This is a genomic window from Kluyvera sp., from assembly GCF_965301105.1.
In genome coordinates, this window is sequence record NZ_CBDKZX010000001.1 from 191,511 (window position 1) to 212,928 (window position 21,418).

General features: G+C 53.9%; 18 protein-coding genes and 1 other RNA gene. 7 read left to right on the forward strand and 12 right to left on the reverse strand.

Going from position 1 to position 21,418, the window contains the following annotated elements; genetic code table 11:
- The first annotated feature begins 26 nt into the window (after positions 1–26).
- Together ydiK and rprA are read left to right on the forward strand one after the other, a co-directional pair.
- Positions 27–1,148, forward strand: a complete 1,122-nt coding sequence (ydiK, locus tag ACW14G_RS00890; protein ID WP_249023204.1) for an AI-2E family transporter YdiK — start codon at positions 27–29, stop codon at positions 1,146–1,148.
- Positions 1,149–1,323: 175 nt separating this feature from the next.
- An RNA gene (rprA, locus tag ACW14G_RS00895) (antisense sRNA RprA) lies at positions 1,324–1,423 on the forward strand.
- 45 nt (positions 1,424–1,468) lie between these two features.
- On the opposite strand, the gene ACW14G_RS00900 is transcribed toward rprA, so the two are convergent.
- Positions 1,469–3,841 (reverse strand): glycoside hydrolase family 3 N-terminal domain-containing protein, encoded by a 2,373-nt coding sequence (locus ACW14G_RS00900; RefSeq protein ID WP_249023203.1) that lies wholly within the window; start codon positions 3,839–3,841, stop codon positions 1,469–1,471.
- Positions 3,842–4,044: 203 nt separating this feature from the next.
- Complete coding sequence (locus ACW14G_RS00905) at positions 4,045–4,896, reverse strand: helix-turn-helix domain-containing protein (protein WP_163446498.1); 852 nt, start codon at positions 4,894–4,896, stop codon at positions 4,045–4,047.
- 286 nt (positions 4,897–5,182) lie between these two features.
- Here ACW14G_RS00905 and ACW14G_RS00910 point away from each other — a divergent pair, with 286 nt between their 5' ends.
- Together ACW14G_RS00910 and ACW14G_RS00915 are read left to right on the forward strand one after the other, a co-directional pair.
- Positions 5,183–6,433, forward strand: coding sequence for an oligosaccharide MFS transporter (locus ACW14G_RS00910; protein ID WP_249023202.1), 1,251 nt, complete (start codon positions 5,183–5,185; stop codon positions 6,431–6,433).
- A 44-nt stretch (positions 6,434–6,477) separates the two neighbouring features.
- A complete protein-coding gene (locus ACW14G_RS00915) occupies positions 6,478–7,680 on the forward strand; it encodes a glycoside hydrolase family 88 protein (RefSeq protein ID WP_455648417.1) in 1,203 nt (400 codons plus the stop codon).
- Between the two features lie 164 nt (positions 7,681–7,844).
- Here the strand turns inward: ACW14G_RS00915 and ppsA are convergent, their stop codons facing one another.
- Positions 7,845–10,223 (reverse strand): phosphoenolpyruvate synthase, encoded by a 2,379-nt coding sequence (gene ppsA, locus ACW14G_RS00920; protein ID WP_223802708.1) that lies wholly within the window; start codon positions 10,221–10,223, stop codon positions 7,845–7,847.
- A 331-nt stretch (positions 10,224–10,554) separates the two neighbouring features.
- Between ppsA and ppsR the strand changes: the two genes are divergently transcribed.
- The 3 genes from ppsR (at position 10,555) to hemP (ending at position 12,902) form a co-directional block, all read left to right on the forward strand.
- A complete protein-coding gene (gene ppsR, locus ACW14G_RS00925) occupies positions 10,555–11,388 on the forward strand; it encodes a posphoenolpyruvate synthetase regulatory kinase/phosphorylase PpsR (RefSeq protein WP_035896136.1) in 834 nt (277 codons plus the stop codon).
- A gap of 153 nt (positions 11,389–11,541) precedes the next feature.
- Positions 11,542–12,588, forward strand: a complete 1,047-nt coding sequence (aroH, locus tag ACW14G_RS00930; protein ID WP_163446502.1) for a 3-deoxy-7-phosphoheptulonate synthase AroH — start codon at positions 11,542–11,544, stop codon at positions 12,586–12,588.
- Between the two features lie 134 nt (positions 12,589–12,722).
- Positions 12,723–12,902, forward strand: coding sequence for a hemin uptake protein HemP (gene hemP / locus ACW14G_RS00935; RefSeq protein WP_163446503.1), 180 nt, complete (start codon positions 12,723–12,725; stop codon positions 12,900–12,902).
- A 32-nt stretch (positions 12,903–12,934) separates the two neighbouring features.
- Here the strand turns inward: hemP and selO are convergent, their stop codons facing one another.
- The 9 genes from selO to ACW14G_RS00980 form a co-directional block, all read right to left on the reverse strand.
- Positions 12,935–14,377 (reverse strand): protein adenylyltransferase SelO, encoded by a 1,443-nt coding sequence (gene selO / locus ACW14G_RS00940; protein WP_249023200.1) that lies wholly within the window; start codon positions 14,375–14,377, stop codon positions 12,935–12,937.
- 61 nt (positions 14,378–14,438) lie between these two features.
- Positions 14,439–15,152: an EAL domain-containing protein gene (locus ACW14G_RS00945; protein WP_249023199.1), complete on the reverse strand. Its 714-nt coding sequence runs from the start codon at positions 15,150–15,152 to the stop codon at positions 14,439–14,441.
- 278 nt (positions 15,153–15,430) lie between these two features.
- Positions 15,431–15,895 (reverse strand): C40 family peptidase, encoded by a 465-nt coding sequence (locus ACW14G_RS00950; RefSeq protein WP_163446506.1) that lies wholly within the window; start codon positions 15,893–15,895, stop codon positions 15,431–15,433.
- A 94-nt stretch (positions 15,896–15,989) separates the two neighbouring features.
- A complete protein-coding gene (gene btuD, locus ACW14G_RS00955) occupies positions 15,990–16,751 on the reverse strand; it encodes a vitamin B12 ABC transporter ATP-binding protein BtuD (protein WP_249023198.1) in 762 nt (253 codons plus the stop codon).
- Entirely contained in the window at positions 16,748–17,302 is a 555-nt protein-coding gene (locus tag ACW14G_RS00960) for a glutathione peroxidase (RefSeq protein ID WP_167575724.1), read from the reverse strand. The genes btuD and ACW14G_RS00960 overlap by 4 nt, the downstream gene beginning before the upstream one ends.
- A gap of 99 nt (positions 17,303–17,401) precedes the next feature.
- Positions 17,402–18,385, reverse strand: coding sequence for a vitamin B12 ABC transporter permease BtuC (gene btuC, locus ACW14G_RS00965; protein ID WP_249023197.1), 984 nt, complete (start codon positions 18,383–18,385; stop codon positions 17,402–17,404).
- A gap of 99 nt (positions 18,386–18,484) precedes the next feature.
- Positions 18,485–18,784, reverse strand: a complete 300-nt coding sequence (ihfA, locus tag ACW14G_RS00970; protein WP_003030571.1) for an integration host factor subunit alpha — start codon at positions 18,782–18,784, stop codon at positions 18,485–18,487.
- Between the two features lie 4 nt (positions 18,785–18,788).
- Positions 18,789–21,176: a phenylalanine--tRNA ligase subunit beta gene (pheT, locus tag ACW14G_RS00975; RefSeq protein WP_249023196.1), complete on the reverse strand. Its 2,388-nt coding sequence runs from the start codon at positions 21,174–21,176 to the stop codon at positions 18,789–18,791.
- Between the two features lie 15 nt (positions 21,177–21,191).
- On the reverse strand, positions 21,192–21,418 hold a 227-nt coding region (locus ACW14G_RS00980), incomplete at its 5' end, for a tRNA ligase subunit PheS family protein (protein ID WP_455648418.1).

The window sequence follows — 21,418 nt, forward strand, 5'->3', positions numbered from 1 at the left end:
CGAGCAACAGAAGGTAAAACTCATTTATGAACACGATCCCTCGGCCTCGTGATATTCCACAAATACTGCTATCGGTGCTGTTTTTAGCGTTGATGATCATCGCCTGTTTATGGATTGTTCAGCCGTTTATTCTGGGCTTCGCCTGGGCGGCGACTATCGTGATTGCCACCTGGCCTGTGCTGCTCTGGTTCCAGCGCCTGCTTTTCGGTCGCCGTTCGCTCGCCGTACTGGTGATGACGCTTTTGCTCTTTTTACTGTTTGTTATTCCCATCTCTCTGTTGGTCAACAGCCTGGTTGACGGCAGTACCCCGTTGGTGCATGCCATCACCAGCGGCAATTTGACACCGCCGGACCTGGCCTGGTTAAACAGTATTCCGTTTATTGGCGCGAAGCTCTACATCGGCTGGCATAGTCTGCTGGACATGGGGGGCAGCGCGCTGATGGCGAAAGTTCGCCCTTACATCGGCACCACAACCACCTGGTTTGTCGGCCAGGCGGCGCACGTCGGCCGTTTCCTGATGCACAGCGCGCTGATGCTGCTGTTTAGCGCCCTGCTGTACTGGCAGGGGGAGAAAGTCGCCTTCGGGATGCGCTACTTCGCTACGCGCCTTGCCGCCAAGCGCGGCGACGCGGCGGTGCTGCTGGCGGGACAGGCCATCCGCGCCGTGGCGCTCGGCGTGGTAGTCACCGCGCTGGTCCAGGCGGTACTGGGCGGGATTGGCCTTGGTATTTCCGGCGTACCCTACGCCACGCTGCTGACGGTGGTGATGATCTTCTCCTGCCTGGTGCAACTGGGACCATTGATTGTTTTAGTCCCGAGCATTATTTGGCTGTACTGGACCGGAGATACCACCTGGGGCACGGTGCTGCTGGTGTGGAGCTGCGTGGTGGGCACGATGGATAACGTGATTCGCCCGATGCTGATTCGTATGGGCGCTGACCTGCCGATGATTCTGATTCTCTCCGGCGTTATCGGTGGTCTGGTCGCCTTCGGCATGATTGGCCTGTTTATCGGCCCGGTGTTACTGGCTGTCTCCTGGCGTCTGTTTGATGCCTGGCTACACGAAGTGCCACCGCCATCGACCGACCCGGACGACGTGCTGGAAGAACTCAACGAGCTGGAAAAAGATAACTATCCGAAACAATAAGATAGATAAATGGCGGGGAAACCCGCCTTTTACTTAAGTACCGCTGATTTATTTCCTCTTTTTTGCTCCTGTAGCGCCCTCTCTCTGCGACATACCGCGGAAATCATTCACATTTATTTAACTATTGAGACGAATCCGATCGACGCAAAAATCGGCCATGCCTACTATAAGGACCAAGGCAATAGATCAACCCCTTGATTTATATATCCCCTGAGTGAAACAACGAATTGCTGTGTGTAGTCTTTGCCCATCTCCCACGATGGGCCTTTTTTTTGCCTGTTGCACAGCAATCCCCGGATGCATCACACCCGGGTTCGCGATTAACGTCCCACTTCGCAGCGGCTCATCATTTGCCAGTTGAAAGGCAGAACGCGGGTCTCACCGGTTACCCTCGCCGTCGCGCGGCCATGAATGTCCGCCGAAGAACTCCCCACCTGCAGTTCAAACTCGCCGGGCTCAACAATGCGTTGGCCTTCGTAGCTGGTGAAGTTGAGCATATCGACCGGCAGCGTGAAGATGAGCGTCGCCTGTTCACCCGGCGCAAGCGTAACGCGCTGGAACGCTTTCAGTTCCTGAAGTGGGCGAACCATTGAGGCGACCTTATCGCGGACATAGACCTGAACGACTTCACTGCCGCTGCGTTCACCGTGGTTTTTCACCGTCACACGTAGCGTGATGTCACCGTCGATAGACACTTCTGACTGCGTTAACTGCGGCTCACCGTAGTGGAAATCCCCCCAGCCTTTGCCGTAGCCAAATGGATACAGCGCGCCAAAATGGAACGCAAACGGCGTACCGCCGCTCTTCAACTTGTGGTTGTAGTAAAACGGCATCGCGCCCGCGCTTTTCGGTACGCTCACCACCAGACGCCCCTGAGGTTCAGCGCGGCCGGTAAGCACATCAGCAATCGCCCAACCGCCTTCCTGCCCCGGTGCCCAGGCCAGCATTAGCGCCGCCACTTTTTTCTCCAGCCCTTGCAGGTTATATGGGCGTCCGCCGGTCATCACCACCACCACCGGCTTGCCGGTATCCACCAGCGCCTGTAGCAGTTGTTGCTGAACGCCTGGCAGATTCAGGCTATCGGTATCCGACCCTTCCCCTACCGTCCCACTCTGGAACAGACCCGCCAGATCGCCGACACAGGCGACGATCACATCGCTGTCCTGCGCAGCACGCACCGCGTCGGGAATCAGGCTGAGATCCTGTGACACCGGGGAGGACTGCATCGGTTTGCCGGAGCTGTCGCCGGGGAAAACCGGCGCACCGGCCATTCTCTGCTCGATGATGTGACAGCCTTTGGCATAACGTACATGGCTGTCGCCAAGATAGTCACGCAGCGCCGTCAGCGGCGTGGTGACCTGCGAGGTATTGTCGACCATATCGCTGATAATCAAATGCACCGGGAAGCTATAGCCGCTAAGCAGTGCCAGCGGGTCGTCCGCGGTTGGGCCAACGACCGCAACGCGTGAATTTCCGGCGATTGGCAGCGCATTGCGATTCTCCAGCAACGTGATGGATCGGGTAGCCACCTCTCTGGCCACCTGTCGCGTTGCGTCGGACTGTAACGAGATAGCGTTTTCATCAACGTAAGGATGCTCAAACAGACCAAGACGGAATTTTTCCGTTAAGGTACGCGAGACGATTTCGTCGATTTTTTCCGGGGTGATTAGCCCACGCGCAACCGCCTCTGCCAGGTGACGCGCACAGTCATCCTTCGGCAGCTCAACGTCCAGCCCAGCGTTAAACGCCAGCGCCGCCGATTCCGCCGCATCCTGCGCCACGCCATGGTGCTGATGCAGCAGGCTGACGCCGCCGTAATCGGCCACCACAATGCCGTCAAAGCCCCAGCGTTCACGCAATATGGTGGTCAACAGGAAGCTGTCGCTGTGGCCGGGTTGGTTATCAATGTCGTGATAGGCCGGCATCACCGAACCGGCGTGCGCACGTTTCACCGCCATCTCAAACGGCAGCAGGAAGGTGTCATTCAGTTCACGAAAGCCGAGATGCACCGGCGCGTGGTTACGCGCTCCTTCGCTGAAAGAGTGGCCGACATAGTGCTTCAGCGTCGCCAGCACGTCGCGTTTCTCGCCCTGCAGGCCTTCAACATAGGCGCAGGCCATCACGCCCACCAGCCACGGGTCCTCGCCAAATGTCTCTTCCGTGCGCCCCCAGCGCACATCGCGTGAAACGTCCAGTACCGGCGCCAGCCCTTGCTTACAGCCCGTGGAGCGAGCCTCTTCCCCTATTTGGCGGGCCGCGCGTTTCACCAGTTCAGGATCCCAGGTGGAACCATAGTTTAGCGACGAAGGAAACAGCGTTGCATCCTTGCACAGGAGCCCCACCAGACATTCTTCATGGAACAGTGCGGGAATCCCCAGACGCGTTTCTTCCATCATCATTTTTTGCAGGCGGTTAGCCGCGCGCACGCCGGTTTTGGCGTCGACAATATGGGTACCCAGCGGGCGGGTGATCTGCCCGACGCCCATCTTTAAACGTTCACTCAGGGAAGTTTGCTCACTGACGCCCGCAAACTCATCGCTCATGTCGGTACGCTCACGATGGTTGCCATCTTCCGACAGCACCAGCCACCAGGCATGCATCTGGGCGTATTTCTCTTCAGGCGTCATTCGCGCCAGTAAGTCGGCGACGCGTTCCTTAATGGGACGTTGAGGATCTTTGTAAATCGGGGTCATAGCCATTCTCCTGATTCGCTGATAAATAGCCGAAAATATTCCGCTAAGCTTGTGGTCCAGGTAGCAGTATTCAGAAGTGACGGATGGGGAACAATTGTTGAAATTGCCTGAAGATTTACGATATTTGGTTTTCTTTGCGGAGTGTGATCGCCCGCAACTCTTGTAGCATGATTACAGGCATTTCTTAGCGCTATGCCGCGCGTTCAATGGTTTTCTTCGGCATATTGTTTACGGTATTGCAAAGGGGACTGGCCCAACATTTTTTTAAAGCAGGTAATAAAATAGGTCATATCAGTAAAACCTACGGTATGGGCAATTTCCGTCACGTTCAGTGACGAATAGCGCAACAAATCGCAGCTTTTTTTAATCCTGCGCGTCAGAATATACTCTTGGATCCCTCCTCCCGTTTGTTGGCGGAAAATTCGCGAGGTGTAGCTGCGTGAAAATCCCATGTCCGATGCCAGCTCATCCAGCGAAAATTTCTGCTGATAATGTTCTTCCACCCAATGCATGATGCGGGCAGCGATCGTCTGCTGCTGATGGGCCTCGCCTTGCAGTTGTTCAGGGAGAAAATCCAGTAACTGCATCACCAGAAAAGCGACATCGCTGGCGGAGTTATAGCCTTTACGCTCCAGCGCTTCGAAGCGATCGAGGATATGAGCGACATAATCTGCATGTTCGCTGAGATCGTGAATTTGCGCAGGCGCGTGCGTGCCAGACAGTGCAGCAAATTGCGCCTGCTGACGTGGGAACATTCGCAAGGCACTATTCACTTCATTGTGCTCAATATGCATTGCCGTGCGATAAGAAGGGTTGTTCTCTGCCACCTCAACCTGCACCTTATGCAGGCGAAATGGCGGGAAGATAAAAAGCCGGCCGGGCCTGGCCGTGTAGTGCTGCTTGTCTACGACAACAATCCCATAACCCTTTGAGATATATAGAAACTCAACACACTGATGCCAGTGATAATAATGAGCGCTTGACCCCATTGGCCTCTGAAACGACACCACCTCATTTCCTAGCGCAATTCTTTCCAGCTTTTGCGGTTCACTCATTTTTCACCATGACAATAAAATTAAGCTTTACTGCTATACATTGCAGATATTGCTTAATGTTTGAACATAAATCTAATCAAACTTAAAAATGACAATAATTCTGTGAACATGCTCACGCTAGCACGGGAAATAAAGACGCTAATCTCCGTCCGTCAGCATCCGGGTTGTGCTTTCAGGCCTTATCCTATAAATATCTATCAACACGGCAGGAAATTATGATTACGACAGAATATGTTATGCTTGTTCCGTACTCTGATGATTACCCAATTTATACTGGAGTCGCATCATGAACACGATGTTATTGACCCGTATAGCACAGTTCAAAATGAGCAGTTTTATATTTCTCTATTTTTTTACCTGGTCTTCCAGCTTTGGGTTATATGCCTTATGGTTAAGTCAGAAAGTTGGATTGGATAGCGTCACTATTGGTACTGTATTCGCCGTCAATGGTGTCTTTGCCGTAGTATTAAAGCCAGTATACGGTTACATCATGGACAAAATAGGGATGAGCAAGTGGTTGCTCTATTTTGTTTGTGCCACATCAGCTTTAATGGCACCTTTTTTTGTTTTTATTTATCAACCTCTACTGCTAAGCCATACGCTGCTGGGAATTATTATAGGGGCATTTTATTTAAGCTTAGGCTGGTATGCCGGTGTGGCAGCCGCCGAGTCGTATGCCGATCGCTTCAGTCGCCTTTACGGTCTGGAGTTTGGCCGTATCAGAATGTGGGGCTCGCTTGGCTGGGCGCTTGCCGCCTCGGTGTCGGGGGTACTTTTTAACTATACGCCCGCGGCTAACTTTCTGCTGAGCAGTACGACCTCTTTAGTGATGCTGGCGGTGTTGTTGAGTTTGAAGATAGGTGACGAACAGCTGCGCAATAACACCGTTATCTCCGATAACAAGATTGTTTTTGCCGATGTCATCGCCTTGATGCAAAGCCGTAAATTCTGGATGTTTAGCCTGTATGTCGCCGGCGTTGCGTGGATGATGTTTGTCGCGGAGCAACAGTTCCCGCGCTATTTTGTCTCCTTCTTTGCCACCAAAGAGCAAGGTAATGCCTGGTATGGTTACCTGGGGACGCTACAGGCCGGTATCGAATTTCTGATGATGATGTTTATTCCGGCGTTAGTTAACTATTACGGGGCCAAAAAAGGATTATTGCTCTGTGGGTTAGTGGTGGGTTGCCGTCTGATTCTGTCTGGCTTGACCGTCGACCCTATTATGATTTCGATTATCAAACCTTTCTATGGTGTTGAAATCGCGCTGCTCTTAATATCAGTTTTTAAATACATCGCGGAGCATTTCCACAAACGGGTCAATGCCACCATGTATTTATTAGGTTATCAGGCCATGGTCTATGTAGGTTCCGTTGTCGTCGCACCACCGGCGGGTTATTTATACGATAAAATAGGTTTCTCTCACACATTTTTAATCATGGGCTGCTGCGCGTTATTATTCACAGCCATCTCGGCTTTTACCTTATCCAGCAGCATTGCGGGAAAAAAGACATTACCAGCCCGCGCTGAAAGCGCGTAATCAAGAATTATTTAAACACCCAAGTAGTAATTACAGGATAATTTATGACTCGTAATAAAACGGCGCATGTCGTTACTGAATCCCTGCGCCCATTCGATAACGCACCGATAGATCGTCAGGTATTAAAAATAAAAGTGGATAATGCTCTTCAGCATATTACCTCACGGATTGACCGCACGCTATTTGCGCTGGGCGATAAGTTTCCTAATGAAGCCTGCGAAGGAGGGAAATGGCAACCGGCAGAAAATAATCAGTGGACCAATAGTTTCTGGACCGGCCAGCTTTGGCTACTCTGGGAGATGACCGGCCACGATAAATATCGTCAGGCGGCTGAGCGATTTATTCTCTCTTTTGCTCATCGGCTGGCAAACCGGGTTGAGACGGATACCCATGACCTTGGTTTTCTCTATAGTCTCTCCTGCGTAAACGCATGGCGTCTGACCGGCAATACCCGTGCGCGCGATATCGCGCTGCATGCGGCGGAAATGATGATGCAACGCTACAACCCCACGGCGGGGATTATCCAGGCCTGGGGCGATCTGACGGACCCGGAGCAACAAGGGCGGATGATTATCGACTGCAATATGAACCTTCCGCTGCTCTACTGGGCTAGCGAGCAGACGGGTAACCCTGCCTTTGCCCAGGCGGCATTGTCCCACGCCACGCAGGCTGCAAAATATATTGTCAGGCCCGATGCTTCGACGTATCACACCTACTATATGGACGTGAACACCGGCGAACCGCGCTATGGCAACACGCACCAGGGCTATAGCGATAGTTCCTGCTGGGCGCGTGGACAGGCGTGGGGAATTTACGGGTTTATGCTCAGCTACCTGTATACCGGCAAAAGCAGCCTGGTCGACCTGACGCGTAGCCTGAGCCACTACTTTATCAACCGTTTGCCAGAAGACTTCGTCTGCCACTGGGATCTGGCGCTCGTTGATACCGACGCCGTGCGCGACAGTTCCGCCGCCGCTATTGCAGCCTGCGGGCTGCTGGATCTGACGAAAGCGCTCCCTGCAACCGATGCGCATCGGATGCAGTATGAAGAGTGCGCACTGCACATTATTCATTCATTAACGGAGCACTATCTTTCTACCCATGACGAGAACTGTGAGGGACTGCTGATGCATTCGGTTTATCATATGCCGGCCGGTAAAGGTGTTGATGAATGCTGTTCCTGGGGAGATTACTTTTACCTTGAAGCTCTGATTCGCGTACGTCAGTGCTGGAAGCCTTATTGGTAACTCAGGTGAGAATCGCGCTAATTGAACGTTTGGCGCTCATAGCCGTAACAGTATGACTCACCATAAAAAAATCCGTAATCTCTGTGAGATTACGGATTTCTATATCACCGCTTTGCCGTCACCCAGGCATTAACTGAACGCCCGGGATCTCAGCAGAATGGTCATCACTTTTTCAGCTCGGCCAGACTCAGCCAGGTCTGCACGACGGTATCCGGGTTCAGCGACAGGCTATCGATTCCTTCATCCATCAGCCAGGCAGCAAAGTCTTCGTGATCGGACGGCCCCTGGCCGCAGATACCGACATACTTGCCCTGCTTCTTGGCTGCGCGAATCGCCATCGACAGCAGCGCTTTCACCGCCTCGTTACGCTCATCAAACAGCGCGGAAACGACGCCAGAGTCTCGATCCAGGCCCAGCGCCAGCTGCGTCATGTCGTTTGAGCCAATGGAGAAGCCGTCAAAGTGTTCAAGGAACTGCTCCGCCAGCAGGGCGTTGGACGGAATCTCACACATCATGATGATCTTCAGCCCGTTTTCACCGCGCTTGAGGCCCTGACGCGCCAGTTCATCCACCACCGCTTTCGCCTGATCCACGGTACGTACGAACGGTACCATGATTTCGACGTTGGTCAGTCCCATGTCGTTACGCACGCGTTTCACCGCTTCACACTCGAGGGCAAAGCAGTCACGGAAGCTGTCAGACACATAGCGACCAGCACCGCGGAAGCCGAGCATCGGGTTCTCTTCTTCCGGTTCATAACGTTCGCCGCCGACCAGATTGGCGTATTCGTTCGACTTGAAGTCAGACAGACGCACAATCACGCGTTTCGGATAGAACGCCGCGCCCAGCGTGGCGATCCCTTCCGTCAGACGGCCAACGTAGAACTCTTTCGGCGAATCGAACCCTTTCATCATTTCACGGATTTCGTTTTGCAGTTTTGGTTCCTGGTCGTCGAATTCGAGCAGTGCACGTGGGTGCACGCCGATCATACGGTTGATGATGAACTCCAGACGCGCCAGACCCACGCCTTCGTTTGGCAAGCAGGCGAAGTCAAACGCGCGGTCCGGGTTGCCGACGTTCATCATGATCTTCAGCGGCAGATCCGGCATGGTATCCACGCTGGAGCTTTTCACGCTGAAGTCCAGCAGGTCGGCGTAAACGTAGCCGGTGTCGCCCTCGGCACAGGAAACGGTGACCTTTTCGTCATCCTTCATGCGCTCGGTGGCATCGCCACAGCCCACCACCGCCGGGATCCCCAGCTCACGGGCAATAATCGCCGCGTGGCAGGTACGTCCGCCGCGGTTGGTGACAATCGCCGCCGCTTTTTTCATGATCGGTTCCCAATCCGGGTCGGTCATGTCGGTGACCAGGACATCGCCCGGCTGGATGCGATTCATTTCGCTGATGTCATGAATGACTTTAACCGGGCCCGCGCCAATACGGTGACCGATGGCGCGGCCTTCCGCCACGATACGCCCTTGCGAGTGCAGCGTATAACGTTCCATCACCTGCCCGCGCGAACGTACCGTCTCAGGACGCGCCTGAACGATAAACAGCTTGCCGGTATGACCGTCTTTTGCCCACTCGATGTCCATCGGACGACCGTAGTGTTTTTCAATTTGTACTGCCTGCTTCGCCAACTCCTGCACTTCGTCGTTAGTCAGCGAGAAAATATCGCTTTGCTGCTGCGGCACGTCTTCAATGCGCACTTGTTTGCCATGCTCCTGGGTCGGCGCATAGACCATACGAATTTTCTTCGAGCCCATGGTACGGCGAACAATCGCCGGGCGACCGGCGGCGAGGGTCGGTTTGTGAACGTAGAACTCATCCGGGTTCACCGCGCCCTGCACCACCATTTCCCCCAGGCCCCACGCGGAGGTGATAAACACCACCTGGTCAAAGCCGGATTCGGTATCGATGGAGAACATGACGCCAGAGGAAGCGAGGTCGGAACGCACCATCAGCTGTACGCCCGCGGAGAGCGCGACGCCGCGATGGTCATAGCCCTGATGCACGCGGTAAGAAATAGCGCGGTCGTTGAACAGTGAAGCGAACACGTGCTTCACCGCCACCAGCACCGCGTCATAGCCCTGGACGTTAAGGAAGGTTTCCTGCTGACCGGCGAAGGAAGCGTCCGGCATATCTTCAGCTGTTGCGGAAGAACGCACGGCAAAGGAAGCATTGGCGTTATCAGCGGCCAGCTGGTTATACGCTTCGTGAATTGCCTGTTCCAGTTCGCTCTGGAAAGGAGTGTCGATGATCCACTGACGGATCTGCGCGCCGGCTTTCGCCAGGGCGGTAACGTCGTCAATATCGGTGTTATCCAACAGTTGATAAATCTGCTGGTTTACGCCGCTCTGGTCGAGAAACTGATTAAACGCATCGGCAGTGGTGGCAAATCCGTTGGGCACAGACACACCCATTCCGGACAGATTAGTAATCATTTCACCCAAGGAGGCATTTTTGCCTCCAACTCTGTCTACATCATTCATGCCGAGTTGGTTGTACCAAAGCACCAGCGGTGACGAGCCATTGTTGGACATCGAGACAATCCTTTTTTGATTTAAAGAAGCAGTGATAAGAAACGACTGACTACTTAAAATATCCTCGCATATTTAAACGGCCGAAAAAAACGGTGAATCGTGTAAGCAAATTATTTTTTTACTTTTTAGGATTGATTCCTGTTTATTCATAACCTACTGATTAGCCTGAAAAGGCACAAAAACATGCGGTCTATTGACCTCTTTTGGAAATTGAAACGACCATTTCATTAAAAATAAAAATACCGTTTCATTTTTAAATTTAAGACAAATACGTCTGGCTTGTGTTTAAATTTAATTTACCCTTTCAGGCAATTAACGGGAGTCAAGCAATATGGATAACGCAGTCGACAGGCAGGTATTTTATATTTCTGACGGAACCGCGATTACGGCGGAGGTGCTCGGCCACGCGGTCATGTCGCAGTTCCCGGTAGCGATAAACAGCATCACTCTGCCGTTTATCGAAAGTGAAAGTCGCGCGCGGGCGGTGAAGGAACAGATCGATGCTATCTACCAGCAAACGGGCGTACGGCCTCTTGTGTTCTATTCGATTGTGATCCCCGAAATTCGTGACATTATTCTACAATGTGAAGGTTTTTGTCAGGATATTGTGCAGGCACTGGTCGCGCCGTTGCAGGAAGAGCTGAAGCTTGACCCAACGCCGATTGCTCACCGTACCCACGGCTTAACCCCCGGTAATCTGACCAAATACGATGCACGTATCGCCGCCATTGACTACACCCTGGCACACGACGACGGCATCTCGCTGCGTAATCTCGATCAGGCGCAGGTGATTTTGCTGGGTGTGTCGCGCTGCGGTAAAACGCCGACCAGCCTGTATCTGGCGATGCAGTTCGGCATTCGCGCAGCCAACTACCCCTTTATTGCCGATGATATGGACAACCTGGTGCTGCCTGCCTCGCTCAAACCGCTGCAGCATAAGCTGTTCGGGCTGACAATCAATCCTGAGCGTCTGGCGGCCATTCGTGAAGAGCGGCGGGAAAACAGCCGCTATGCGTCAATGCGCCAGTGTCGAATGGAAGTGGCCGAGGTCGAGGCGCTTTACCGCCGTCATCAGATCCCATGGCTGAACAGTACCAACTACTCAGTTGAAGAAATTGCCACGAAAATCATGGATATAATGGGATTAAGTCGCAGAATGTACTAACACACTAGTACAATGCAGCAAATTTGGTTATCATAGCTTTGTGATTGAGAGCACATTACCTGCCACGCTTGAATTAAACCCAGATTGGTTTATCGTGATGTGCATCACTTCCCAGCATCTTGACTGGTGAAGCAACAAATTTCTGAGACTTCCATGAATAAGACCGATGAATTGCGTACCGCTCGAATTGAGAGCCTGATTACGCCTGCTGAACTTGCTCAGCGCCACCCTGTATCACCGGACGTTGCGGCCCACGTCACCGCCTCACGCCATCGTATTGAAAAAATCCTCAACGGTGAAGACCGTCGCCTGCTGGCGATAGTGGGCCCCTGCTCCATTCATGACCTCGATGCCGCGATGGATTATGCTCGTCGCCTTCAGGTGCTGCGTGAAAAGCATCAGGGCGAGCTGGAAATCGTCATGCGCACCTATTTCGAAAAGCCGCGCACCGTGGTGGGCTGGAAAGGATTAATCTCCGATCCCGACCTGAACGGCAGCTACCGCGTTAACCACGGTATTGAGCAGGCACGCAAGCTGCTGTTACAGGTCAACACGCTGGGTGTACCGACGGCGACCGAATTCCTCGATATGGTGACCGGTCAGTTTATCGCCGATTTAATCAGTTGGGGCGCCATTGGCGCCAGGACAACGGAAAGCCAGATCCACCGTGAAATGGCCTCTGCGCTCTCCTGCCCGGTAGGTTTTAAAAACGGCACCGACGGCAACACCCGCATTGCGGTTGACGCTATTCGCGCGGCGCGCGCCAGCCACATGTTCCTGTCGCCGGATAAAAACGGTCAGATGACTATCTATCAGACCAGCGGCAACCCGTATGGCCATATCATTATGCGTGGCGGCAAAAAACCGAACTACCATGCCGACGATATCGCCGCGGCCTGCGACACGCTGCATCAGTTTGATCTCCCCGAGCACCTGGTGGTTGACTTCAGTCACGGCAACTGCCAGAAGCAGCATCGCCGTCAGCTGGAAGTGTGCGACGATATCTGCCAACAGATCCGCAATGGTTCCTCGGCTATTGCCGGTATTATGGCGGAAAGTTTCCTGCGTGAAGGGACGCAAAAGATCGTCGCTGACCAGCCGCTAACCTACGGTCAGTCGATTACCGATCCGTGTCTGAGCTGGGAAGATACCGAACTGCTGCTGGAAAAGCTGGCAGCCGCAGTCGCCACTCGTCTCTAAGCCTCCCCCGCCCACCGTTCAGCGGTGGGCCATTGCCCCTACCCGATCTAGTGGTAAATAACGCTTGCGGTTGTCTCGCCAAAAATCGATAATAATTCTCATTGTTATATTGATTTTCATTATAAATTTAGCAAATGGATAGCTGCGCAAAACAGGAAACCAAGAAGGATAATACCCCCCATCCTCTTCCTCAGGATCGGCGGATCGACAGCCAGACGCTGTTAGGCAATGAGGGTCGTTTAATCATTGAGCATGGAGAGCAGCAGTATCTGCTACGGCAAACCCAGGCAGGAAAGCTGATATTGACCAAATAGCTGCGCCATTGTCATAGCGCAGCCTGAATACATTAGCTTGAACAGCTGACTTCCAGTCTCTTACCCCAGTCAGGCGGACGTCGACTGTAGTCATCATCCCGATCGCGCCACGGATCGCGCAGCGCTTCATGCAGGCGATAGAGCTCCCGATAGTCGCCTTTCTCCGCTTGCTCAATCGCCCGTTGCGCCAACCAGTTTCGCAGGACCATGGCCGGGTTGGCGAGTTTCATTGCCTGCTGGCGCGTCGCGTCATCCACTTGCTCCAGCTGTAAACGCGCGCGGTACTGAGTAAACCAGCTGTCAAAGGCTGCGCGGTCAATAAACTCATCACGCAGCGGCGACGCGGCGCTGTGCTGCTCCGTTTCACTGAGCAAGCGGAAGGTACGTGTATAGTCACTCCCTTCTCGTTCCATCAACGCGTACAAGCCGTTAAGCAGATCGTTATCGCCTGTTCTTTCACTGAACAGCCCGAGTTTCTGACGCATTCGCTGCCCGTATTCACGGAACAGCACCGCCTGATAGCCTTCCAGCGCAGCGTTAAGCGTATCCACCTCAATCAAAGGTGACACCGCCTGCGCCAGACGCTGAAGGTTCCACAGACCGACTGCAGGCTGATTATCGAAGCGATAGCGACCCTGATGATCCGAGTGATTACAGATAAACGCGGGTTGATAGTCATCGAGGAAACCAAACGGACCGTAGTCAAGCGTCAGACCCAGTATCGACATGTTGTCGGTATTCATCACGCCATGTGCGAAACCCACCGTTTGCCAGCGGGCAATCATCTGCGCCGTACGCGCCACGACGTCCTGGAACCACAGCGCATAACCATCGGCCTCATGCTGCAACTGCGGCCAGTAATGACGGATCGTAAAGTCCACCAGCCTACGTACGCTGTCGATATCGCGGCGGTAGTAGAAATGTTCGAAGTGGCCGAATCGGATGTGGCTTTCGGCAATGCGCATCAGCATCGCGCCAGATTCTACCGTTTCGCGGTAGACCGGCGTATCACTGGTCACTATCGCCAGCGCCCGGGTGCCCGGAATGCCAAGATAATGCATGGCTTCCGAGGCCAGACTCTCACGAATCGTCGAACGTAGTACCGCTCGCCCATCGCCCATTCGTGAATACGGCGTGAGTCCAGCGCCCTTAAGATGCCAGTCGACCGTTTTGCCGTTTTCTAACTGCTGTTCGCCCAGTAAGATACCGCGCCCGTCGCCCAGTTGCCCTGCCCAGGCGCCAAACTGATGACCACTGTATACCTGTGCTAACGGCGACATACCGGGCAGCAGCGTTTCGCCACCCCAGACGCCTGCGCCATGTTCAGGCGTGAAAAGTGATTCGGGAATCGCGAGCGCTTGCGCCAGCGGCGCGTTGTGCCAGATCACGCGGGCGTTATGCAGCGGCGTGGGCTGTAGCGCACTGTAAAATCCTGGCAGCTCATCGCGCCAGCGGGTGTTAAATGACAGGTTCATGGTTCCTCCTGCCCGTAGTGTATTGGGTTACTGTACGTTAAACACCCGGGTAAGTGCAGGGTTATTGTTGCACTAATGTTGTTAAGGAAGATTCTGCCACTACCGGCCACAGGCTGCCAAGCATCCCACTGAACCCGAAGGACGCTACGCGCTGACGCGTGTGCTCGTCATCCACACCGGAGATCATAATACCCTGACAGTAAGGCTGGATCTGCGTCACGATCGCACGCAGAAACGGTTCAAAAGACGCGGATTTTGACTGGCGCTGGACAAAGCTTCTATCCAGAACAATGCGGGTGAACAGCCCGGCGAATACCGCGCGGGTGGAGGCATCACCGGAACCAAAGTCACTGAGCACTAAAGGGAAGTGTTGACACAGGTGGGCCAAAGGATGATTTTCATCTACCTGATTGAGGCCAGGATAGCTTTCGCTAACGGCCAACTCCAGAAACGGAAAACGCTGCGCGCTGGCGACGAGCTCATCGTCGGCAAGCAGCGCCGTAACAAGCCCCGGTGGCGCAGTGATCCACGCTTTGAGGTTGTGCTGACGAAAGAACAACTGACAGTTATTCAACAGCGCCAGTTTTTCCTCAAATAAGGTTATTTCTTGTTGTGGAGTCAGCCGCGGCAGCACCAGACCAGTGGGAATGCGTATGTGATTATCAAGACCGCTAAATTGGCTGACGATTTTCAGGCCGACAAGACGCCCGTCGCTATTTCTGGCGGGAAGGAAAAACAATTGAGAACAATACGTATTATCCAGCGATACAATCATTGCGACTGCCCTTCACTAAAAGTCATGTCCGGGTTTCCGACGTCACAAAGCAAAAAACCTACGGTAATGAATACTGCTGTTATTCCTTTCATCGGTTCCTTTTATTTTTGTGGTCCGTCACTGGATCATAATGATTGTAATCGAAAGTAATGGATTAACACAATCAACCTTAAGTTCTATGATCTCACCTGACAAAATCGGCATATTGTCGGCTATTTATTTAAAATGTTGTCGTCTATAAAAAGAAAAGGAGGCATTTCGCCTCCTTTTCTTTTTGATTAAATTCGCCTGGCCTGCCAGAAGTTTTTTCGCCAGTAGACATTATCGAGCGATGACCTCGTGACGCCCTGGCTGGTGGAGGCATGAATAAACTGGTTGTCGGTATCGTAAATACCCACGTGCAGCCCGCTCTCGCCTGCGCCAGTCTTAAAGAACACCAGGTCGCCGGGCAGCAGTTCATCTTTATCTATTTCGGTGCCGATCTTCGCTTGTTGCCGTGTTTCCCGAGGAAGCTGCATTTCGAATTTATCGCGGAAAGTCATCAGCACAAAAGCGGAACAGTCCACGCCGCGGCGGTTCATCCCACCATAGCGATAAGGCGTACCGTGCCAGTTTTGCAACTGATCGTTTAAGCTTGCGATAACGGTAATAGAATCCGAAAGCCGGGGATTGGGCGGCGGCGCGCGATGGCTACTACACCCTGCTAAAACGAAAGCCACGAGAAAAAGAGTCCAGAAACGCATATCCAGCGAATCCTCATTTTTTTATTCAGCCAGTAAATTATATCTATTGCGGTTTGGCTGGCAAGCAATCACCGCCATTTCAAGCGGAGTTGGATTAATTTTCGCCGACATAGTCATAAATGAGCATTTGGTGCCCTGCAATATCCAGTCGCTGAAAGCGCATATTATACGCGGCAGATAAATGCGCGGGCTGCATAACGTTCTCGGTCTCACCGCTGGCGATCAAACGCCCCTGACATAATAGCCAGACACGTCCGGCATGGCGTAGCGTATAGTTCAGGTCATGGCTGCTCATCACGATAGCGACGCCAGCCCCCCTCAGTTCAGCCAACAACCTATCCAGCGCCGCCTGCTGAGCGACATCAAGACTGTTCATCGGCTCATCCAGTAGCAGAAGCTGACCATCTGGATTATCGTCAGGATGAATTTGCAGGATGACGGCCGCCAACCGAACTCGCTGCCATTCGCCGCCGGAGAGCTGGCTGACGTTACGTCCGAGCTTATTACTCAGATCCAACATCTCAGTCACGTGAACGGCGAGCGCCGATTGCCGCTCGCCTTGTTGATGCAACATCAGAAATTGCCAGACAGGCATGGCGAAGGGTGGCGTCTGGTGCTGAGAAAGATATGCGCGATGGCGCGCCAACGCCTGCGCTGGCCATTCATCCAGCGGCTGCGCATTCAACGTGATGGCGCCCTTCCCGCTACTCAGACCGGCCATTCTGGCCAGCAGCGTACTCTTGCCAGCCCCGTTTGGCCCAACAAGATGAATGATCTCACCGGGCTCCACCCTGGCACTGAACGCATGAAGGCGGCTGCCTTCAGCGACATGCTGAAGCTGCATCAGCGGCATCATGGCTGAGCAAGAGCCTGCTTGATGGCCGAAGTCAGGATCGGATCATCCGGCGTCATATCCGGAGAGAAACGGTTAATGATTTGACCATCACGACCAATCAGGAACTTTTCGAAATTCCACAGAATATCGCCCGGATGCGCAGGGGCGCGTCCTTTGCTGGCCATACGTTCATAAAAGCCGCTGCCTTCCGGCGCTACGGCTTTCGGCGCAAGACGGGTCAACAGGCTATACAGCGGATGACGCGTGTCGCCGTTCACGTCGATTTTGCTAAACAGCGGGAACGTTACGCCGTAAGTCGTACTGCAAAACGTTTTAATCTCTTCTTCGCTACCCGGCTCCTGGCCCAGGAACTGATTACACGGGAAGCCGAGCACCGTAAAGCCTTCGTGCTGTAAAGACGTCTGTAGCGCTTCTAGCTGCTCGTACTGCGGTGTAAGGCCACATTTAGAGGCAACGTTAACAATCAGCAGTACCTTGCCTTTGTAGCCTTCCAGGGTTGTTTTCTCGCCGTCGATAGTCGTGACTGGGGTGTTCAGTATGGTGGTTTGCATAGCATCCTCTTTTCAGCGTGTTTGGGTCTTATCGCCCGGTCTTTAATAATAGCCAGATACGCTGGCACGACACCAAAGCTTTTTAATCAGGACGTTGCGTTAGTCGCGACCTGACTTAAGCAACAACCAGATAAACACCGGTGCCCCCAGCGTCGCGGTCACTACGCCAATCGGCAACTCAGCGGCCGACAGCGCCAGTCGCGCGATAATATCAGCAAACAGCAGCGTGCTCGCCCCCGCCAGCGCGCTGGCCGGTAGCAGCACGCGATGGTCAGTCAGGCCGCACAGGCGCAGCATATGCGGCACCACCAGTCCAATAAAACCGATAGCACCCGCCAGCGCCACACTGACACCCACCAGCCAGCCGGTAGCCATCACCAGCAGCTTACGCCAGAAGGCGATGGGTACGCCCAGTTGGCGAGCAGAGGTTTCCCCTAGCGCCAGCAGATTTAACGGCTGAGCTTGCAGACCAACCCAGACAATCACCGGCAGCAGCACCACCATCAACCCTGTCTGCTGCCAGTCCACGCCGCCAAAGCCGCCCATCATCCAGTACATCAGTTGGCGAAGGTCGAACGACGTCGAAAAATAGACCGCCCACGTCATCAACGCGCTACAGATAATGCCCAGCGCCACGCCCGCCAGCAGCAGGCGGCTGGTGGAGAGATGGCGTCGTGCAAAGCGCATTAGTATTCCGGTTATCACCAATGCGCCCGCAATGGCCGCCAGCCCTGGCGCCCAGCCCGGAAGATGACCCTGGCCCAGCATAATTGCTGCAATAAGCCCGACGCCCGCGCCGTTAGAGACGCCAAGCAATCCCGGTTCGGCAAGCGGATTTTCAAACAACGCCTGCATCACCGCCCCCGACAAGGCCAGCGCCGCGCCGACCAACAGCACCGCAACGGTACGCGGCAGGCGAATCTGCCAGATAAACAACTGACCTTTGGCCGTGAGCCATTCGCCGGGAGGGATCCACTGGTCGCCCGCGCACAGGCTGATGGTCAGCATCGCCAATAGGGCCAGAGACAATCCGGTAAGCCAGCGACGATTACGCCGCTGCTGTTGATCTACATAAACCTGCATAGTTATCCGTCGCCCGTGGAGAAGCGTTTGATTTTACGGTGACAACGCCGCCCAGAAAAGAAAAAGGCCGCATCAGCGGCCTTTTTAGTTAGATCAGAATTACTCTTCTTTGGGTGTTGCGTTTTCGACCCGGCTTTTTAACTTCTGTCCTGGTCTGAAGGTCACCACACGCCGGGCTGTAATGGGAATATCTTCACCCGTTTTTGGGTTACGTCCCGGGCGTTGATTTTTGTCACGCAGATCAAAGTTGCCAAAACCGGACAGTTTAACCTGCTCACCGTTTTCCAGAGCACGACGGATCTCTTCAAAAAACAGTTCCACCAGTTCTTTGGCATCCCGCTTGCTAAGCCCAAGCTTATCAAACAGATATTCTGACATTTCAGCTTTTGTAAGCGCCATAGGTTCAATCCCTCAATGATGCCTGGAATCGCTCTTTTAATGCCTCTACACATTTGGCGACGGTAGCGGCAATCTCCTCTTCTTCGAGTGTACGGCTGGTATCTTGTAGGATCAGGCTGATAGCAAGGCTCTTATAGCCTTCCGCAACACCCTTACCACGGTACACGTCAAATAAGTTTACGCCAACTACCTGATTTACGCCAACTTTCTTACACTCGTTTAAAATATCCGCTGCCGGCACATTTTCAGCGACCACAACGGCGATGTCACGGCGGTTTGCCGGGAAGCGAGAAACGTCGCGCGCCTGAGGAACCACGCGGTCTGCGAGCTTGTTCCACTCCAGTTCAAACGCCAGTGTACGGCCGTTCAGATCCAGTTTACGCTCCAGTTCAGGGTGGATAACACCAATGAAACCAATGCGTTCACCGCGCAGATAAATCACGGCAGACTGGCCCGGATGCAGTGCCGGGTTGGCTTCTGCCTTGAATTCAATTTCAGATAATTTACCGGTCAGATCGAGAACAGATTCCAGATCGCCCTTCAAATCATAGAAATCAACGGTCTCTTTTGCCAGATTCCAGTGCTCATCGTAGCGGTTGCCGCAGATGACCCCACCCAGCATCACATCCTGACGGATGCCCAGCGGTGCCTGAGTGTCCGGAACGAAGCGCAGACCAGTCTCGAAGATACGGACACGGTTCTGCTGGCGGTTCTGGTTGTACACCACCGTCGACAGCAGGCCGGTCAGCAGAGACAGACGCATGGCGGACATTTCGCTGGAGATTGGGCTTGGCAGAATCAGCGCTTCTTCACCCGGGTGAACGAGCTGCTGAACCTTCGGGTCCACGAAGCTGTAGGTGATCACTTCCTGATAGCCTTTATCGTTCAACATGGTTTTCACGCGCTTGAGCGACAGATTGGCTTCTTTATGGCTGCCCATCACCAGACCGGCCTGTACCGGCTCGTTCGGGATGCTGTTATAGCCATAAACGCGCGCCACTTCTTCGACCAGGTCTTCTTCGATTTCCATGTCGAAACGCCAGCTTGGAGCAACCGCCTGCCATTGGTTGTCACCGACCGTCACTTCACAGCCCAGGCGAGTCAGAATATCGGTCACCTGATCATCAGCAATGTGATGACCAATCAGGCGATCCAGCTTACTACGACGCAGCGTAATGGTCGCACGCTTCGGCAGCGCGGCTTCATGAGTCACATCGATGATTGGACCCGCTTCGCCGCCGCACAGTTCGATCAGCAGCGCGGTAGCACGCTCGATTGCTTTGTACTGCAGCGCCGGATCCACACCGCGCTCGTAGCGGTGAGAAGCATCGGTATGCAGACCATGACGACGCGCACGGCCGGTGATGGACAGCGGGCTGAAGAAAGCAGATTCCAGCAGCACGTTTTGGGTTTCGTCATTCACGCCAGAGTGCTCGCCGCCAAAGATACCGGCCATCGCCAGCGCTTTGTTGTGGTCGGCAATCACCAGGGTGTCGGCACTGAGTTTGGCTTCAGAACCGTCCAGCAGGACCAGGGTTTCGCCCTCTTTCGCCATCCGCACTTTGATGCCGCCTTCAATACGATCTTTATCGAACGCATGCATCGGCTGACCCAGTTCCAGCAGGACATAGTTAGTCACATCAACGACCGCATCAATGGAGCGAATACCGCAGCGACGCAGTTTCTCTTTCATCCACAGCGGCGTTGGCGCTTTGACGTTGATGCCCTTCACCACGCGGCCCAGATAGCGCGGGCAGGCGTCGGCGGCTTCAACTTCGATTGGCAGCACGTCCGCGATGGTCGCCGCCACTGGCGCGATTTCCGGCGCGTTCAGCGGCAGCTTGTTCAGTACCGCCACGTCACGAGCCACGCCGATGATGCCTAAGCAATCGGCACGGTTTGGCGTGACGCTGATTTCGATAGTGTTATCGTCTAACTTCAGGTATTCACGGATATCGGTACCCAGCGGCGCGTCGGCCGGCAGTTCGATAATGCCGCTATGGTCGTCGGAAATACCCAGCTCGGAGAAGGAGCACAGCATGCCTTCAGACGGTTCGCCACGCAGTTTTGCCGCTTTGATTTTGAAATCACCCGGCAACACTGCGCCGATGGTTGCCACGGCCACTTTCAGGCCCTGACGGCAGTTCGGCGCGCCACAGACGATATCCAGCAGACGTTCACCGCCTACGTTCACTTTTGTGACACGCAGTTTGTCGGCGTTCGGATGCTGACCACACTCAACGACTTCACCGACCACCACGCCGTTAAAGCTGCCAGCCACGGCTTCAACGCCGTCGACTTCCAGGCCCGCCATGGTGATTTGCCCCGACAGCGCTTCGCTGTCGATAGCCGGGTTAACCCATTCGCGTAACCACAGTTCACTGAATTTCATTATGTTGTCCTGCCCTTATTTAAACTGTTTGAGGAAACGCAGATCGTTTTCGAAGAACGCACGTAAATCGGTGACACCGTAACGCAGCATGGTCAGACGCTCCATGCCCATCCCGAAGGCGAAGCCGGAATACACTTCCGGATCGATGCCTACGTTGCGCAGAACGTTCGGGTGCACCATCCCGCAACCCAGCACTTCCAGCCATTTGCCGTTTTTACCCATCACGTCAACTTCAGCGGACG

Excerpts from the sequence above, each read along its gene's own strand:
- ydiK (WP_249023204.1), top strand. The coding sequence starts at position 27 with ATGAACACGATCCCTCGGCCTCGTGATATTCCACAAATACTGCTATCG.
- ACW14G_RS00900 (WP_249023203.1), bottom strand. The coding sequence starts at position 3,841 with ATGACCCCGATTTACAAAGATCCTCAACGTCCCATTAAGGAACGCGTC.
- ACW14G_RS00905 (WP_163446498.1), bottom strand. The coding sequence starts at position 4,896 with ATGAGTGAACCGCAAAAGCTGGAAAGAATTGCGCTAGGAAATGAGGTG.
- ACW14G_RS00910 (WP_249023202.1), top strand. The coding sequence starts at position 5,183 with ATGAACACGATGTTATTGACCCGTATAGCACAGTTCAAAATGAGCAGT.
- ACW14G_RS00915 (WP_455648417.1), top strand. The coding sequence starts at position 6,478 with ATGACTCGTAATAAAACGGCGCATGTCGTTACTGAATCCCTGCGCCCA.
- ppsA (WP_223802708.1), bottom strand. The coding sequence starts at position 10,223 with ATGTCCAACAATGGCTCGTCACCGCTGGTGCTTTGGTACAACCAACTC.
- ppsR (WP_035896136.1), top strand. The coding sequence starts at position 10,555 with ATGGATAACGCAGTCGACAGGCAGGTATTTTATATTTCTGACGGAACC.
- aroH (WP_163446502.1), top strand. The coding sequence starts at position 11,542 with ATGAATAAGACCGATGAATTGCGTACCGCTCGAATTGAGAGCCTGATT.
- hemP (WP_163446503.1), top strand. The coding sequence starts at position 12,723 with ATGGATAGCTGCGCAAAACAGGAAACCAAGAAGGATAATACCCCCCAT.
- selO (WP_249023200.1), bottom strand. The coding sequence starts at position 14,377 with ATGAACCTGTCATTTAACACCCGCTGGCGCGATGAGCTGCCAGGATTT.
- ACW14G_RS00945 (WP_249023199.1), bottom strand. The coding sequence starts at position 15,152 with ATGATTGTATCGCTGGATAATACGTATTGTTCTCAATTGTTTTTCCTT.
- ACW14G_RS00950 (WP_163446506.1), bottom strand. The coding sequence starts at position 15,895 with ATGCGTTTCTGGACTCTTTTTCTCGTGGCTTTCGTTTTAGCAGGGTGT.
- btuD (WP_249023198.1), bottom strand. The coding sequence starts at position 16,751 with ATGATGCCGCTGATGCAGCTTCAGCATGTCGCTGAAGGCAGCCGCCTT.
- ACW14G_RS00960 (WP_167575724.1), bottom strand. The coding sequence starts at position 17,302 with ATGCAAACCACCATACTGAACACCCCAGTCACGACTATCGACGGCGAG.
- btuC (WP_249023197.1), bottom strand. The coding sequence starts at position 18,385 with ATGCAGGTTTATGTAGATCAACAGCAGCGGCGTAATCGTCGCTGGCTT.
- ihfA (WP_003030571.1), bottom strand. The coding sequence starts at position 18,784 with ATGGCGCTTACAAAAGCTGAAATGTCAGAATATCTGTTTGATAAGCTT.
- pheT (WP_249023196.1), bottom strand. The coding sequence starts at position 21,176 with ATGAAATTCAGTGAACTGTGGTTACGCGAATGGGTTAACCCGGCTATC.